Raw genomic sequence first — 16,271 nt, 5'->3', positions numbered from 1 at the left:
CTGGCTAGAACAGCCTCTGTAGCGGGGGTGCTTGCTCCCTCACCACAGAGGCGGGTTATTTTTAGCTACTCACTGCCTCGCCAAAAAAGCGAGGCCGATCAAGCTACTTCGCAGTCTTCTTCATCCCAATCCGCCGCCGCATGTCGGCGGTGATGCTCTGGCGGGTCTTGGGCAAGTCAGCCCAAGGCTCATGCCCCACCTCCGCCAGCCGCTCGTGGACGTTGTTCACGTTCCAAAGGTTGGCGCCCTTGAGCTCGGCCACTTCTTCCCGGTAGATGGGCACCGACACCGGCAGCCCTTCCCTGGTACGCACTGCGTAGGCACAAATGGTGGTTGCGCCCAAACCGTTGCGCAGGTAATCGATGAAGATCCGCCCTACCCGGTTCTTGGGACCCGACACTGCCGAGAAGCGATCGGGCAACAGCTTGGCCATGTGGCTGACGATGGCATGGCTGAAGCCCTTCACCTCGTCCCAGCCCAACTTGCGAGTAATCGGCACGACAATGTGGATGCCCTTGCCGCCGCTGGTCTTTAGAAACGCCTTCAGGCCCAGCTCATCCAGCACTGACAAAGTCAATTGCGTGGCTTCCACCATGCTTTTCCACGGCAGCGCCGGGTCCGGGTCAAGGTCGAGGACGAAGCGGTCAGGCTTGTCCAGATCGGCAGAAGTCCCGTTCCAGGTGTGCAGCTCCACGGTACTCATCTGTACCGCGCCGATCAGCGCTTCGGCGTTGTTGATGATCATCACTGGTTGCCCGGTCAGGTCCTTGTCCAGGCTGGTGATGCCGGGAATTGCCAGGCGCTCGGGGTTCTTCTGGAAGAACAACTCGCCGGCGATGCCATCCGGCGCCCGTACCAGCGCCACCGGGCGATCGGCCAGCTCCGGCAGGATAAAATCAGCAACGCTGGCGTAATACTCGGCGAGTTGCATCTTCGTGGTGCCGCTGCTCGCGTCGATAATCCGATCCGGATGGGTAATGCGGACCTTGCCTTCCAAGGTTGGCGACTGCGTGGTCTTGGCCGTGGCCGTGGCCGTGGCCGTGGCCTTGGATTTGGATTTGGCTTTCGGCTCGGCCGGCGCCGGTTCAGCATTGTCCTTGGCCGCCGCTTTTTTCACGGTTTTGGGCAATTCCTGGGTAATCGCCTTTGCCGGTTTGTCATTGCGCAGGCCATGGAACACGGCATGGCGTACCGAGCCTTCCTTGGTCATTTCGGCAAACGCCACTTCCGCCAGCAACTCCGGTTTTAGCCAGTGCACACCCTTGGCGTCATACCCTGTGGGCGGATTGACCACGGCGGCCTTTTTGGTTTCCAGGGGCAACAGCTGCTGATGGATGCTTTTGAGCGTGGTTTCGTTGAAACCGGTGCCAACCTTGCCGGCATAGCGCAGCTCGCCGCTGTCGACGTCATGCAGGCCCAGTAACAAGGCGCCAAACGCGCTGCGGGCGCCCTTCGGCTCGCTGAAGCCGACCACGACGAATTCCTGGCGGTTCTTGCACTTGAGCTTGATCCAGTCGCTGCTGCGCCGGGACACATAGGCGCTGCCCTGGCGCTTGCCGATCAGCCCTTCCATGCGCATCTGGCAGGCACTGTTGAGCAGTGCTTGCGGGGTTTCCTCGAAGGAATCGGAGTAACGCAGCAAGGGGTCTTCGTTGGGTTCCAGCACCGCAGCCAACGCCGCCCGGCGCTCCTCCACCGGCACTTTGCGCAAGTCCATGCCGTTGAGGTACGGCAGGTCGAACAGGTAATAAGCGATCTTGCCACTGCTGCCAGCGTCGAAGGCGTTTTGCAGGGCTTGGAAGTCCGGCACGCCTTGCTCGTCGGCGACGACCATTTCACCGTCCAGCCAGGCTGATTCCAACCCCAGCCCCGCCAGAGCCTCGGCCTGTTTCGGCAGTTTGTGGGTCCAGTCATGGCCGTTGCGGGTAATCAAGCGCACGTCGCCATTATCGATGCGCGCCATGACGCGGTAGCCGTCGAACTTGATTTCGTAGAGCCATTCGCCATCGGGTGCGCTTTCCACCAGGGTCGCCAGTTCCGGCTTGAGGGTCTCGGGGATGGGCCCGGCCACGGCGCCGCTGAGGGTGGTCTTGCCGCTCTTTTTGGATGGCTTCGCCTTGGCGGGTTTTTCCGGCTGCTTTACAGCCCTGGCGGCGGCCGCCTTGCCCCGCCGCTTGGGCACGATGGTGCGGTCACTGAGCACGCTGTCGGGCTCGGCCTGCACCACGTCGTACTCGCTTTCCGGCCGGGCGGCGTCATCTTGATGCTTGATCAGAAACCATTGTTCCTGCTTGCCCGGCATATGGGTGCGCACCAGGTTCCACAGCCCCGCGAGCTTTTCCCCCCGCAGCTCGAACTTGAGCCGGCCTTTTTCGTAGGCTTCGTGCACGTCACCCTGTGGAATCCACACGCCCCGGTCCCAGACGATGACGTCGCCCGCGCCGTAGTGCCCCTCCGGGATACTGCCCTCGAACGTCGCGTAATCGATGGGATGGTCTTCAACGTGAACCGCCAGGCGCTTGACCTTCGGGTCCAGGGACGGCCCCTTGGGCACCGCCCAGCTCTTGAGCGCGCCATCCAGCTCCAGGCGAAAGTCGTAATGCAGACGAGTTGCATCGTGCTTCTGTATGCAGTACTGCAACGCGTGGGTGGTTTTTGCCGATTTGCGAGAGCGCTTCGCCGACGGCTCCGAGGTGGCGCCGAAATCGCGCATGCGGTTGTAGTCGTCGAGGGTTTTGCTGGTCATTGGCCACCTGCAACTTGCGCGAGGGTGGGATCGGCCACCGGCAAACCGGCGGTTTCCGACAACAGCTGATCGACCACCCGGCCCAGGGCCTCTTCGGTCGTATCGCCCAGCAGCAGGCCTTGCTCGTAGAGGACCACTTGTCGATCAGCGCTGGTGCCCTCCTGGATGATCCGGCGCGCTTGCTTGAACACGTCCTGCACGCCCAGCGCCGTCGCGGTGTCGCCGAAGGTCTGCTCGGCCAGGTTCAGCCACTCGCCAATCAGCATCGGTTGCTCCTGGCCTTCGACAATAAATTCCGCGAGGATGCCGTGGCGCTTGGCCCGATAGCGGTTTTCCTTGAGGATCCAGTGGGACATCAAGCTGTAGTGGGCGCCTGGCTTGGGCTGGGCGACGGCGTGGGCAATCATCAGCCGAAACAGCGAGACGAGGCACAGCACATCTTCGGTCCGTGGGCAGGCATCGCAGATACGCAGCTCCAGGGTCGGATAGTGCGAGGAAGGCCTGATCACCCACCAGCAATCGCTGGGCTGGCGGATGGAGCTGGTGCGGGTGAGCATGTCCACGTAGCCATTGAAGGCTGATTCGTCCTCGAAGAATTCCGGCACGCCCATGCGCGGCCATTCATCGCAGGCCACTTGCCTATAACTGCTGAAGCCACTGTAGGCGCCGTTCCAGAACGGCGATGACGCGCTGAGCGCCAACAGCATCGGCAGCCAGGGCAGCACCTCATTCATCACCTTGACCCGGTCATGATCGCCCGGCACTTCCACATGTATGTGCAGGCCCGACAGGACGCTGCGGCGCGCCACGCGCTGGTAGTCGTCGAACAACTGCTGGAAGTGCAGCTCGTCGGTGGGTTGCAAGCCAACGGTCGCCATTGGATGGGATCCGGCGCTGAGCAATCCCAGGCCATGGGGCGCCAAGCGCTGGGTCAGGCCGTTACGCACCTGGGCCAGGTAATCGGCCGCTTCGGCCAGGCTGCGGAAGATGGGCGAAGCCATTTCCACCTGGCTCTGGAACATTTCATGGGCGAAGTGCTTGCCCAGCTCTTCCCGGCACGCCGTCACCGCCGCCGCCGACGGTTGATCGGGCATGCGGCGGGTTTGCAGATCGGTGATGAAATATTCCTCTTCAATGCCGAACTTCAGACGCCTGTTCATCGATATTCCCTCCGATACCCGCACCCGTGCGGGTGACAACCAACGCCACCACGGCGATCCGTTCCACGTCCTGATAACCGGGTGTCAGCAGTTCCTCGCCAAACACATCCGGGTCCAATTCCCTGTAGGTCCAGGCGAACTGCGGTGAATCGCGCCAAGGGCCCAGAGCCTCCAGAAACGGATCACGACCGTCGACCATCGCCACGCCGGTGTAGAGCACCAGCGAACCGCCGGGTGTCAGCCGTGGCAATGCCTGTTCGACGATACGCAGCGACAATCCCGCGCCCAGCGTTCCGCCGCCATGGCGATAAGCACGCTCGGCGGGGTCGGCCATATACGGGGGGTTGGCGACGATCAGGTCGAAGTCGCCCTCGACGTCCTTGAGCACGTCGCTGCGGGCGATCTCGACATTTGCCACCTCGGCCAGCGCCGCATTGACGGCGCACAGCCGCAAGGCCATCGGGTTGATGTCGATGGCCAGTACCTGGGCTTCGCGACGGGCGCGGGCAATCACCATCGCCCCGACACCGGCGCCGCAGCCAATGTCCACCGCGCGATGCACGGCCGTGAAGTTCTGTTGCAGATGGGTATGGATCAGGTGCGCGAAACGGTAGCTGTCGGGGCCGAAGAACACTGCGTCGTTGGCCTGGGTCGGAAATTGCGAATGGGCGAACAGCATGCCGTCCAGGCTTGACCAGCGCACGCGGCTGCGCAGCAGGCCGTCGTGTTCTTCCAACACTTCTGCTTCTTGCAATTGACGCTGCTCGTCGGCGGAAATAAGCCCCGGCGCGAAGGGCCGGGACCAGCCGAAAACGTCCCGCAAGGTCTTGGAGCGCTCGTTGCCTGGCCGCTGGTTGACGCGCTCGTGAGTAAGCGGCGTTGGGGTGATGAAACGGTAGCCGTCAGCGTGCAGGCGACGACCTAGCTGCAGCAGCGCCAGGTCGGGTTCGGACAGGCGGTCTTCCTGATTCATGCAGGGCTCCTAGCGAAGGGCGGATTTGAGTTCGATGAACCGGCGGGTCGCCAACAACCCGGCCGGGTGGCTGTGGCAGCGGGCCGAGAGCCAGGGCATGAGAATTTGCATCTGCTCATCGGGGGCCTTGCCCCGCAGCGTTTGCTGCAGGTTCTGCACATCCGGGTCTTGGGCCGGTGCCGGCGATTCATGGGCCGCGCCATGATTGCGGCGGGCGCCGGGACGACCGCGCTGGTCCAGCCAGTCGCCGGCAATCCAGTCGTGCAGCAGCTGTTTTTCGTAAGGGCTGAAAACCCCGAACATGGCCGCGCCCGGGCCTTCGATCAGGGTCCAGAAACGGCTGTTCTGGGGATCTTCATGGCGACGGATCCAGCCTTTGCCTTGCATGGCCTTGAGGAAACCCTCCAACTGCCCCGGTTCCGCCAGCCATTGGTTGACGGTCTTGCCTTCGAACTTGCAGTAATCGGAATGCATGTGCTGGCCGAACGGGCGCTTGCGCTCAAGCATGTCCAGGACTTCGCGCTCAAGGTCGAACGACTCGATGACCGCCCGGCTGCCCTGCCCCAGGTCGTTGAGGCGATAGCCCAGTGTGACCCGGCGCCAGAACGACTCGCGGTCAGCTTCCATCGGCATCAGTTGTTGCAACGCTTGCACGGCTTTGTGGGCGTGCCCGGTGCTGGCGTTGTCGATGGTCACGTGAAGCGTGAAGTAATACGGGTCGATGTCCAGCTCGCTCAGCTCATAGGCGCTGATCAGCAAATGCAGGGGCAGTTGCTCATAACCCAGGTTGTAACCGATGACCTCGGGCAGGTATTCGTCGCCGGCATAGCCCAGGGCCAATTGAACAGCACCTTGCAGGTAGCGTTCGTCATCGATGTCGGGCATGTCCTGTAAGCCGTGTTCGGCCAACAGCTTGCGGTAGAGCACGACATGGTTCTGGGCCGGAACGCCATCCCCAAGCTCTTCCAGATAGGTGCACAGCAGCCCTTCGAAGCGATGGTCATGCCAGTGTTTGAGCACACCGTACAGCCATGCGCCGTCCACGAGCTTAGTCGGCGCCACGGCCTGGATAAAATACAGGGCATGGGCCTTGCTCTGGAAAAACTCCCGACCGCCGCCGCTTTTGCGCCGTTCCAGGTAGTCGGCATATTGCCGGGCCACGCCGGCGCTGTGCTGTTCTACCCAGGCAAGCAACGCGCCAGGGTCGTCAGGCATTTCTTGAGGCAATGCGCTCGCTTGTTCGAGACACGGTTGCAGGAAGGCCTGGGCAACCGCTTGTTTGTCAGCATCGTCGGCGCCTTGCAACAGCCGCTCGTAACACTGGCGAACGTTACCAGCACTTGTGAATGGCTGCGCGGTGGCAGGCCTGGATTGGAGGGGTGTCAGCGCAGTCATATAGGCCTCTTGGGTTCTTGGCTGGACGCTCGAATCGGCACGTCTCTTCCTTTGCAGAGCCTCGCGCAGGGCAAAAAATTCCCCTGGATCGAAAAGCGCCCGGATAAACGGAATCGCCCTGATATGCGGCGGAACCCTCGCTTCGCTATCGCCCTCGAACGTTGGACAGGCGCCTTTTCATCACCCAAGGAGCAATCATGATCTTTACCGTGTGGGTAGCCGTACTCGGCGCTGTCTTGCTGACCTTGGCCCTGACCTCCTCCTACCTGCGCTGGATGCCCGTCACCACCTCCGCCGTGTGCCTGGCGCTGGGCGTCGCCATCGGGCCGGCTGGGCTGGGGCTGCTAAGGCTCGATGTCAATGACTCGTCCGGGTGGATGGAGCACCTGACCGAAGTCGCCGTCGTGTTTTCGCTGTTCGTCAGCGGCCTCAAGCTGCGCCTGCCCCTCAAGAACCGCAGCTGGCGCGTGGCTTACGGGCTCGCCGGGCCGGTGATGATCTTGACGATCGTCGGGCTTTGCCTGGCGCTGCATTACCTGTTTGGCCTCGGTTGGGGCATGTCGATGCTGATCGGCGCGATACTGGCGCCGACCGACCCGGTGCTCGCGGCCCTGGTGCAGGTCAACGATGCCCGCGACGACGACCGGGTGCGGTTCGGGCTGTCCGGTGAAGCCGGGCTGAACGATGGCACGGCGTTTCCCTTCGTCATCCTTGGCTTGCTCATGCTGAGCGAGGAAGGCAGCGGATTCCTCGGCGAATGGGCGTTGCGGGACGTCCTGTGGGCGGTGCCGGCGGGTTTGCTGGTGGGCTACTGGCTGGGGCGCGGCATCGGCGGGCTGACGTTGTCGATGCGTATCAAGAATGCCGACAGCACCTTGTCACCCAATGACTATCTGGCCCTGGCCCTGATCGCCCTCGCCTACGTGGCGGCAGAAGCGATCCACGGCTACGGTTTCCTGTCGGTGTTCGCCGCTGGCCTGGGGCTGCGCCAGGCCGAGGTCGAGTCCACTGACGAACACTCGCCACCGGCAGAACACCTGGTACAGCCGGTGGTGGGCCACGAAACGGTCGAGCCTCAGCAGGCGGTGGTCGGCGACACCCAGGCCTTGGACGACGGCCAAGTGGCGGCTGGCGTGATGATGAGCGACATGCTGGCGTTCGGCAGCCTGGTGGAGCGTTCCATGGAGGTTTTCCTGGTGACACTGCTGGGCGTCGTCCTTGCCACTCATTGGGATTGGCGGGCCCTCGCCGTCGGCGCCCTGTTATTCGCGGTCATTCGTCCGTTGAGTGTGTGGGTGATGCCCTGGGGGCGGTTGCTGGACCATCCGCAACGGCTGTTGATCGGCTGGTTCGGTATCCGCGGGATCGGCAGCCTGTTTTATCTGTTCTACGCCTTGAATCACGACGTGCAATCGGAAGTGGCGCAGCAGTGCATCAACCTCACGCTGTCGGTGGTGGCGCTGAGCATCCTTGTCCACGGTGTCACCACCCAACCCGCCCTGGCGTGGTATGAGCGCCGCAAAGACGGTCGCACGGGCTAGCCGCCCGGATCGGTCACTTGGATAAACACCGAGTAAATGCCCAACAGCACCCAGAACGCTGCGAATATCCACGGCGTGCGCACCGAAAACAGCAGCGACTTACGGTAGCCCTTATGGGTCGACTCTCGCTCGCTGAACAGCGGCGATTCGTCGTAGGCCAGCCCCATCAGCGGCTCGCTGCGCAGCAATTCGCTTTGTTTGAAATGCCAGTGGTCGATGATGTCGTAGGCGGCCCGAATGCCCGGCCATGCATTGAGGGAACTCAAGACGCCGAGCAACGCCAAAAATGGCGGCACGATCAGTGTGAAGAGCTTGCCCCACTCCGGGTTCAGATTGGCCATGCAGGATGCAAACGCGATCACCAGGAATGACTGGGCGGTCAGGTAGGCGTCGGTGCGATTGGCCAGAATGCTGGTTTCGTACTGGATTTCCCGACGATAAAAGTCCAGCCGCTCCTTGGGCGAGCCGAACATTTTGGCGTTGTGTTCGGTCAGTTCTTCTTCAGGGGTCAGGCGGGTGAGGATTCTGGGCATTGCTCAGGTTTTCCCTCGGTTTGATTGGGGTACATCTAGAAGGATGAGGACCGGGCAAGTTCAAGCCGATGGACCAAAGGTCAACGAAACGCTGCTGCACCGCCGGGGTCTTTAAAGGATTGAAGGCAAGAGGAAAAAAGCGTGGATTATCTTGGATGGGTGCAATGGCCAGCAATGGCGATCACGGTATTGGCGGCATGGTTGATCGGATCGCGCCAGCCCCGTCGGCGAGTGGCGGGCTTTAGTTGTTTTATTCTCAGCAATATCCTGTGGGTCATTTGGGGCTTGCACACGGATGCCTACGCGCTGATCGTCTTGCAGTTCTGCCTGTGCGCGATGAACCTGCGGGGCTTCAAGAAAAATACCCAATGACACACCATCTGATCGTGGCGAGGGGTTTGATCCCCTCGCCACAGCGGTCGCACATCACGACTTGGCGGTTTAACCCATCGTCTGCCCGATGATCTGCACCAGGTCGATCTGCTTGAATGGCTTGGTCAAACGCGGCAATTGCGTTGCAAACCCTTCCAGGCGCTCGGCGTAACCAGTGGCGAGGATAACCGGCAGGGTCGGTTGGCGCTCGCGCAGCAATCTGGCCAGCTGCGCGCCATCCATCTGGGGCATGGCCATGTCAGTGATCACCAGGTCGATACCTTCATTGCGCTCGAACAGCTCCAGCGCTTGGGCGCCAGACAACGCGCAGAGGACCCGATGCCCCAAGTCTTCGATCAGCAAACGGGTGCTGGTCAGCACCAGGCTGTCATCGTCCACCACCAGCACCGTCAGTTTCTGGACGTGTTGCGTTGGTATCTCGGTGGCGGGTGGCTTGTCCCTGACCGAATCGTCGGCCACTGGCAACCACAGCTCGGCACTGGTGCCGACGCCTTTCTCGCTCTTGAGAATCAGCCGGCCGCCCAGCTGCTCGGCCAGGCCATGCACCATGGACAGACCCAGGCCAGTGCCTTTGCCGACGCCCTTGGTGGTGAAAAAAGGATCCACCGCCGAAGCCAGCGTCTCCTCGTCCATGCCCTCGCCTTCATCGCTGATGGTCAGGCAGATGTAGCGTCCGGTCGCCAGCGGCTTGCTTGCCGTCGGAGCATCGCTCCCCTGTCGCTCCTGTGCCTGGATCAAGATCCGGCCGCCCTGGGGCATCGCGTCCCGGGCATTCGTCGCCAGGTTGAGGATCGCCAGTTCCAGTTGGTTGACGTCGGCCAGCACCGGCGACAACGCCTCGTCAAACTGGGTCTGGATGTGTATCGAAGGGCCCATGGAGCTTTGCAGCAAACCGCTGATGCCGTCCACCAGCGCCGACAATTCGACCGGTTCGGCGCTGAGTTTCTGCCGCCGGGCAAACGCGAGCATGCGCTGGGTCAGCGATACGCCGCGCAGCGCGCCCTGGGTGGCGTTGTCCAGCAGTTGGGTCAGCTTCGGCTCGCTGGGCATACGCTTGCGCACGATCTCCAGGTTGCCAAGGATCACCGTCAGCAGATTGTTGAAATCATGGGCGATGCCGCCGGTGAGCTGGCCGATGGCTTGCAATTTCTGGGATTGGAACAACGCCTCGCGAGCCTGTTCAAGGGCCTGCTGCGCTTGGGTGGCATCGGTGATGTCCCGGGTGATCTTGGCAAACCCCAGCAACGTACCGGTATCGCTGCGAATCGCATCGATAACCACGTGGGCCATGAATCGCGTGCCATCCCTGCGCACGCGCCAGCCCTTCTTTTCGAAACGCCCCTCCGTGGCGGCGATGCTCAGAGCGCGCTGCGGCTCCCCGGCTTCGCGGTCTTCAGGGGTGTAGAACATGGAAAAATGCTGGCCGATGGCTTGAGCCGGCAGATAGCCCTTGATGCGCTGGGCACCCTGGTTCCAGTTGGTGACTTGTCCATCCGGATCGAGCATGTAGATGGCATAGTCGGTGACGCTTTGCACCAGCAGGCGAAATTGCTGTTCGCTTTGCTTGAGGGTTTCCTCGGCCATCTTGCGATCGGTCAGGTCACGGGTGATCTTGGCGAAACCGAGCAGCTCGCCGCTCTGGGCGTCGATGATCGGGTCGATCACCACGTGAGACCAGAACAGCGTGCCATCCTTTCGCACTCGCCAGCCTTCGCCTTCGAAGCGTCCTTCGCGCACGGCGGTGTCCAGCGCCCGCTGCGGCAGGCCGGCGGCGCGGTCCTGGTCGGTGTAGAAACGGGAAAAATGCTGGCCTAGGATTTCCGATTCTTCATAACCTTTGAAGCGCCGGGCACCGGAGTTCCAACTGATGATAATGCCCGACGGATCGGTCATGTAGATGGCATAGTCCACCACCGCATCGATCAACAGTCGAAAACGCTGATCTTCATCGATACGGGCGGTCTTTGGGTTCTTCTCAAGCATGTGGCCGAGGCATCCATGGGAATTTGGGTGGAGTATGGAACAACTGACGCGCCGGGAAAAACCTCGATTTTCGTGGGGCTATAGGCTGTTGGGCTTGTGACAGCGGTGCATCCGCCTAAGAAGAGGCAGGATATGCAGGCGCCATCGCGATCAAACTCGCTCCCGTAGGTGCCTTGGGATGCTCAGGATTGATTGACCACCACCGTGGCAGCAACTGCTGCACCTTAGCCTCGCCGAAGCGATCGTCGATCAGCATCACCACCCCGCGATCCTGCTGGGTACGGATGACGCGCCCAGCCGCTTGCACGACCTTCTGCAGGCCGGGGTACAAATAGGTGTAGTCATATCCATCGCCAAAGATCGCCGCCATTCGCTGCTTGATCTGTTCATTGACCGGGTTGAACTGCGCCAGTCCCAGGGTGGCGACGAAGGCGCCGATCAGGCGCGAGCCCGGCAGGTCGATGCCTTCCCCGAACGCCCCGCCCAGCACGGCGAAGCCGATGCCCTGGCCCTGCTCCGTGAACCGCTCGATAAACGCCTGTCGTGGGGCCTCGCCCATTCCGCGCGATTGCGCCCAGGTCTCGACGTGCGGATATCGCTCGGCGAACAGCCCGGCCACCTGCTGTAAATAATCGAAACTGCTGAAGAACGCCAGGTAGTTGCCAGGGCGCTCATCGAACTGGCGGCCCATCAACTCGACGATCGGCTCAAGGGAAGCCTGGCGACGGGCGAACCGGGTGGAAATGCGACTGACCACCTGTACGTCCAATTGTTGGGCCTGGAACGGTGACTCAACGTCGATCGATACCGTGTCCGCCGGCGTACCCAGCAAGTCAGCGTAGTAGCGCCGTGGACTCAGGGTCGCGGAGAACAGCACGCTGCTGCGTGACGCCGTGAACCGGGGCCGCAGGAAACCGGCCGGGACCACGTTGCGCAGGCACAGCGTGGACAGGCTGCGCTGGCGACCGGTTTCGCGCTTATGGATATCGAACAGGAAGTGCTCATCGAACGACTCCGCCACGCGCCCGAACTGCAAGATGTCGAAATAGAAGGCCTGCAGACCGCTGTCCAGGCCTTGGGGGTGGTCGTTGAGGTAATCGCCCATGGCCGTGGCGCAGGAGCCCAGCGCAAGGAGCAGCTTTTCCGGGGGGCGGCCATAAGCCTGGTAAGCCGCTACCTGTGGTGCGTGCAAGGCATTCCACTGGCGATTGAGCTTTTGCAGGGGTTTCTTCAGGGGCTCGGGCGCGGTTTTGAGCACCGCCGACAAAGTGGCCTGATCCAGGGTCGCGCTGTACATCTGCCGCCCTCGCTCCACCAGGTTGTGGGCTTCGTCCACCAGGGTCGCGACCGCCCAGCCATTGGCCTGGGCAAGGCCGAAAAGCAAGGCGCTGAAATCGAAATAATAGTTGTAGTCTGCCACCACCACGTCGGCCCAGCGGGCCATTTCCTGGCTCAGGTAATACGGGCAGACCTCGTGTTGCAGGGCGATGTCACGCAACGCGGCTTGATCGAGGAGCGTTACCTGGCTCGCCGCTGCCCGGGCCTGGGGCAGGCGGTCATAGAATCCACGGGCCAGCGGGCAGGATTCGCCATGGCAGGCTTTATCCGGATGTTCACAAGCCTTGTCCCGGGCGATCATTTCCAGCACCCGCAGCGGCATCGCGGTCGTGCTGTTGGTGAGCAGCCGGGCGGCGTCCAATGCCAGTTTGCGTCCTGGGGTTTTCGCCGTGAGAAAAAACACCTTGTCCAGGCGCTGCGGCGCCAAGGCCTTGAGCATGGGGAACAAGGTGCCAACCGTCTTGCCGATGCCAGTGGGCGCCTGGGCCATCAGGCAACGACCGGTGCTGACGGCCTTGAAAACCGACTCGGCCAGGTGGCGCTGCCCCGGCCTGAAGGTCGCGTGGGGAAAAAGCAGGGCCTGTGCGCCCTGGTTGCGTGCCTGGCGATGGCGCATTTCCTGCTCTGCCCAGGCCAGGAACCGTGCGCATTGCTGCTCGAAAAACGTCTGGAGTTGCGACGCTTCGAAACGCTGGTCCAGGCAGGTTTCCTTCTCGCTGACGATGTCGAAATACACCAAGGCAACGTCAATGCGCGGCAGCTCCAATTTCTGGCACATCAGCCAGGCGTAGATCTTCGCCTGGGCCCAGTGCAGCTGCCGATGGTTGTCCGGTTGCTTGCTGAGGTCGCCGCGGTAGGTCTTCACTTCTTCGAGGCGGTTGGTCGCAGGATCGTAGCCATCGGCCCGCCCCTTGACCTTCAGGCTCTGGTAGGTGCCTTCCAGGCTGACCTCGGCCTGGTAGCCCTCGCTGCGCCGTGATGCCACGGTCCGGTGGCCGACAATCCCTTCCAGCGCGGTGGGTGACGGAGTAAAGCGCAAATCGAGGTCGCCGACCTTGGCGGTGAATTCACACAATGCCCGCACGGCGATGCTGTAGCCCGGCGCCTCGGTCATGCGCCCTGCTCCGCCCATTGCACGTAACAGACAGCCACCGGCATACGGTGCTCATGGCAGAAGTCCAGCCATCGCAGCTGGTTGTCCTGCAGGCGATCGCCAGGGCCTTTGACTTCGATCATGCGGTAGGTCTTGTGCTGCGGCCAGAACTGGATCAGGTCCGGCATGCCCGCGCGGTTGGCCTTGATATCCAACAGCAAACGACTGAACCAGTGCTTGAGGTGCTCTGCCGGCAGACAGTCGAGCGCCTGGTCCAACAGCGCTTCGGACAGCGCCCCCCAGAACACGAAAGGTGATTGCATGCCACATTTTTCTGAATAACGACGGCGGATGGTTTCACGGTAGCGCCCGTCATCCAGCTCGGCGAAGCACGCCGCGAACAGCTCGGCGCGACGGTCGTGAAAGTCCTCGTTGAGCAGGTCCACCGGGCCGCGCTGGAACGGGTGGAAGAACGACCCTGGCAACGGCGCGAAAATCGCCGGCCAGCACAGCAGGCCGAACAGGGAATTGACCAAGCTGTTCTCGACGTAGTGCACCGGCGCGGCGTCGTCATGCAAATGGGCCTGGACGCAATATTCCACCGACAATGCCGGATCGACCCGGGGCAAGTGCAAATCCAGCCGCTCGACGCTCCGGGCCGTCGGGCGCGGCACGGGTGGCCCGCCCAGTTTGCGCCTCAGCCGCGGCACGATCCGCAACAGGGCTTGTTGTTCGGCGGCGCTTTGCGGCGACTGCGCCGCGGCTTCGCCCAGGTCAAGGGCCAAGGCATATTCGCCGACGCGTTCAAGTACCCGGATCATGCGCAACCGCGCGCCGGGATAGGTGCAATTGCGATAGATGCACAGGGCCGTGGCAAAGTCGCCGATACGTTCCGCGTGCTGGCCGATCTGGAACAGCAGCTTGCCCCGACGCCGCTCCAGCCAAGGATTATCCAATTCCAGGGTATTGATCCGGGCGACGATCGCCTCAAGCGCTTCGCCGGCTTCGAAGCACTGCTGGCATTCATGCAGGAAAAGACAAGCATCGATGTCCTGCCGGCTGCGCAGCCCCCGGGACTCGACACTGAACTCAACGGCCTCGTAGGTAAAAATACCCAGATCCGCCAGCACGAACTCCGACCAATCCTGGTAGAGATTGCCGAAGAACATCAAACGCAAGCGGTCGCACAGCGCCATGACGGTCAGACTGAACAATCGATCCTCGAGCTGAGGGCACCAGGCGCGAAATGGCTGGGGTTGGCTGAACCCCTCGCTCAACGCCAATAGCCAGTCAGCCTTCTTTGCCTTGGGCTGCTCGATCCCATGGCCGAGGCAGAGCAGGATTTCAGGCTTGAGCAACACTTCGAACAATTCTTCCAGGCTCAGTTCAGCCTCTTCCTCCACCCAGCCCAAGGCGATCAGGGGTTGCACCGCCGTGCCGATGTCGCCGATCTCGGGGTAATGCAATTTGCCGTGGCGAAAGTGCCGCCCCTTGCGCATCACCATCCGCACCAGCAGGCCTTGGGCGGCACGCGGCAGTGCGGCGAAATCCTCGATGAAACGTTGTTCCTCGACGCTGAGTACATCGGCGTAGCGTTGCGCCAGCCAGGCGAGCACCCGCTGGAAATTGTTCAGGTAGTAAAAGGGATCGTCGAGGGGGTTGGCTGTCACGGAAAATAGCGCCACGGTGCTTGAAGTACTGGTTATGCGTACAGATAGCAGCTAGTCGCAGCCCAGGCAACTGCAAAAGATGAGCGGTCTCCTATATTTAAAGGGGAAAACCTTCAAGCGGCGATGAACTTTCCTACAACAAGCGGGACCAATGGCGGTTAACTCAGTGATGGCCCGGTCGAATCAGCTGGGCTTCACCCCTATGCATAGAGGTTATGGATATGAACATCAGGTTTCTGGGCCTGCCCTGGGTCGCCGTGGCATTCCTGGCGCTGGCCGGCTGTGCATCACCAACCGTGGTGACGTTGCAGAACGGTACCCAATACTTGACCGAGGACACCCCCAATACCCGCACGGCGGATGGCTTCTACGAATTCGAAGACATTTCAGGCAAGAAAGTCCGCGTTCGTGCCGATGAAGTCGCCACGATTCGCAAGGAAGACTGAACGGATCCCGGGCCCTCCCCTTGGAGGGCCGGCAGGTCTGTCCACCTGTACCGGACCGCCCCCCGCCAGTCCATGGCCCTAGCCTCGCTGGCTTCGCTATATCGGTTTTTTCCCCGAACATATTTCCCGCAGACAGCCCCTCAACCAACGGTGCACGGGGTCAGCATCCATTCGCGGATGCCAGAGCATTGCGACAGAGAATTCAGGAATCGGGACTGGCAGCGCGAAGCTGTGCATGCCGTGGCGCAGGCGCGTGGTGTAGCGCTCCGGCACGCTGGCAATCAAATCGCTGGACCGCGCGAGCCCCAGGGCAGTGGAAAAACCCGGGACGCAAGTCACGATGTCGCGGGATAGATTCAACGCCCCCAAGGCCTCATCGATCGGGCCATGCTCGATTCCGCGCAGGGAAACGCCGACATGCCTGCCGGCCGCGTAACCAGCTACATCCACCTCGGCCCGACTCAGCGGATGCCCCGCACGCACCACGCCTATGATGCGGTCGACGAACAACGCCTGGGTGCGCAGTTCCGGGCGCGTGTCCTCATCGACGACGGCGGTCTCCAGGTCCACGCTGCCCTCGCGCAGCGCCGTGCCGTCCCGGTCGGTCTTCTCGACAAAACGCAACCGTATTCCTGGGGCGTGCTCGCTTAGGTATGCGATCAGGTCGATCGCGAAGTTCTCCACGAATCCTTGGCGGGTGCGCAACGTAAATGTCCGGTTGATACGGCGCAAGTCCGGGGCCTGCACCGGACGCAAGGCGGCCTGGGCGCCCTGCACCAACTGGCTGACTTGCCCGCGTAGTTCCATGGCCCGGGGCGTTGGAACCAGGCCGCGCCCCGCCCGGACCAGCAACGGGTCCCCCGTCGCCTGCCGCAACCGCGCCAACGCTCGGCTCATGGCCGAGGCACTTAGCCCCAGCCGCCGGGCCGCACCGGCCACGCTGCCTTCGGACAACAACGCATCCAGGGTGACGAGTAGATTCAGGTCGATTGCAGACATT

At 62.1% G+C, this 16,271-nt stretch carries 12 protein-coding genes; 3 read left to right on the top strand and 9 right to left on the bottom strand.

Going from position 1 to position 16,271, the window contains the following annotated elements:
* Positions 1-103: 103 nt before the first annotated feature.
* From ligD to J3P92_RS12715, 4 genes are read right to left on the bottom strand one after another with little or no spacing between them, the layout of a single operon-like run.
* Positions 104-2,746 (bottom strand): DNA ligase D, encoded by a 2,643-nt coding sequence (gene ligD, locus J3P92_RS12730; protein WP_434651051.1) that lies wholly within the window; start codon positions 2,744-2,746, stop codon positions 104-106.
* Positions 2,743-3,906, bottom strand: a complete 1,164-nt coding sequence (locus tag J3P92_RS12725) for a carboxylate-amine ligase (RefSeq protein ID WP_420763996.1) — start codon at positions 3,904-3,906, stop codon at positions 2,743-2,745. The genes ligD and J3P92_RS12725 overlap by 4 nt, the downstream gene beginning before the upstream one ends.
* On the bottom strand, positions 3,878-4,879 hold the full coding sequence (locus J3P92_RS12720; protein WP_420763997.1) for a methyltransferase: 1,002 nt from the start codon (positions 4,877-4,879) through the stop codon (positions 3,878-3,880). Before J3P92_RS12720 ends, J3P92_RS12725 begins: the two co-directional genes overlap by 29 nt.
* Before the next feature lie 9 nt (positions 4,880-4,888).
* Complete coding sequence (locus tag J3P92_RS12715) at positions 4,889-6,274, bottom strand: iron-containing redox enzyme family protein (RefSeq protein ID WP_434651049.1); 1,386 nt, start codon at positions 6,272-6,274, stop codon at positions 4,889-4,891.
* Between the two features lie 197 nt (positions 6,275-6,471).
* Here J3P92_RS12715 and J3P92_RS12710 point away from each other — a divergent pair, with 197 nt between their 5' ends.
* Positions 6,472-7,815 carry a cation:proton antiporter gene (locus tag J3P92_RS12710; protein ID WP_434651047.1) on the top strand — a complete coding sequence of 448 codons (1,344 nt, stop codon included), beginning with the start codon at positions 6,472-6,474 and terminating at the stop codon, positions 7,813-7,815.
* On the opposite strand, the gene J3P92_RS12705 is transcribed toward J3P92_RS12710, so the two are convergent.
* Positions 7,812-8,348 carry a hypothetical protein gene (locus J3P92_RS12705; RefSeq protein WP_420764000.1) on the bottom strand — a complete coding sequence of 179 codons (537 nt, stop codon included), beginning with the start codon at positions 8,346-8,348 and terminating at the stop codon, positions 7,812-7,814. The genes J3P92_RS12710 and J3P92_RS12705 overlap by 4 nt on opposite strands.
* A gap of 141 nt (positions 8,349-8,489) precedes the next feature.
* On the opposite strand from J3P92_RS12705, the gene J3P92_RS12700 reads away from it, so the two are divergent.
* Positions 8,490-8,720 (top strand): hypothetical protein, encoded by a 231-nt coding sequence (locus J3P92_RS12700; RefSeq protein ID WP_434564014.1) that lies wholly within the window; start codon positions 8,490-8,492, stop codon positions 8,718-8,720.
* A gap of 69 nt (positions 8,721-8,789) precedes the next feature.
* Here J3P92_RS12700 and J3P92_RS12695 read toward each other — a convergent pair whose 3' ends face one another.
* From J3P92_RS12695 to J3P92_RS12685, 3 genes are all read right to left on the bottom strand, one after another.
* A complete protein-coding gene (locus J3P92_RS12695; protein WP_434564013.1) occupies positions 8,790-10,724 on the bottom strand; it encodes a PAS domain S-box protein in 1,935 nt (644 codons plus the stop codon).
* 115 nt (positions 10,725-10,839) lie between these two features.
* Positions 10,840-13,176 (bottom strand): ATP-dependent DNA helicase, encoded by a 2,337-nt coding sequence (locus J3P92_RS12690; RefSeq protein WP_434651045.1) that lies wholly within the window; start codon positions 13,174-13,176, stop codon positions 10,840-10,842.
* Positions 13,173-14,825, bottom strand: a complete 1,653-nt coding sequence (locus J3P92_RS12685; protein WP_434651043.1) for a VRR-NUC domain-containing protein — start codon at positions 14,823-14,825, stop codon at positions 13,173-13,175. The genes J3P92_RS12690 and J3P92_RS12685 overlap by 4 nt, the downstream gene beginning before the upstream one ends.
* A gap of 221 nt (positions 14,826-15,046) precedes the next feature.
* Here J3P92_RS12685 and J3P92_RS12680 point away from each other — a divergent pair, with 221 nt between their 5' ends.
* Positions 15,047-15,271, top strand: a complete 225-nt coding sequence (locus J3P92_RS12680; protein WP_420764005.1) for a YgdI/YgdR family lipoprotein — start codon at positions 15,047-15,049, stop codon at positions 15,269-15,271.
* A gap of 96 nt (positions 15,272-15,367) precedes the next feature.
* Here J3P92_RS12680 and J3P92_RS12675 read toward each other — a convergent pair whose 3' ends face one another.
* Positions 15,368-16,270, bottom strand: coding sequence for a LysR family transcriptional regulator (locus tag J3P92_RS12675; RefSeq protein WP_434651041.1), 903 nt, complete (start codon positions 16,268-16,270; stop codon positions 15,368-15,370).
* Between the last annotated feature and the right edge of the window lies 1 nt (position 16,271).

The organism is Pseudomonas sp. D3-27 (genome assembly GCF_051132165.1).
GTDB lineage: Bacteria > Pseudomonadota > Gammaproteobacteria > Pseudomonadales > Pseudomonadaceae > Aquipseudomonas.
This window is presented reverse-complemented; position numbering and strand designations above follow the sequence as displayed.